Here is a 263-nt window from a genome sequence, read left to right as displayed (position 1 = left end):
CTGGTGGTCTGGCGGCTGAAGCGGGTGATCCCGCGACGGCTGCAGCTGGTCTACCTGGGCAGCGGTGACGTCCTGACGTACGACCCGGTGGAGGCGGACCTGCTGCGGGTGGAGCGGAAGCTCCTCGCGCTGTGGGAGGCGATCCGGCTGGCGACGGAGACGGGTGACTGGCGGCCGCGGCCGACGAAGCTGTGCGGCTGGTGCGACCACCAGTCGGTCTGTCCGGAGTTCGGCGGGACTCCCCCGGTGTATCCGCTGAAGAT

Annotated in this window: 1 protein-coding gene; it reads left to right on the top strand. The window is 70.3% G+C overall.

The features are described from left to right. Positions 1-263 (top strand): hypothetical protein (locus tag AB1287_RS22435; RefSeq protein ID WP_436799863.1); only part of this gene is annotated, 263 nt, incomplete at both ends.

The sequence above is a fragment of the Scandinavium sp. UTDF21-P1B genome (assembly GCF_040750395.1).
Lineage (GTDB): Bacteria > Pseudomonadota > Gammaproteobacteria > Enterobacterales > Enterobacteriaceae > Scandinavium.
The sequence above is the reverse complement of the archived record's forward strand: the minus strand, read 5'-3'. Positions and strand labels throughout refer to the sequence as shown.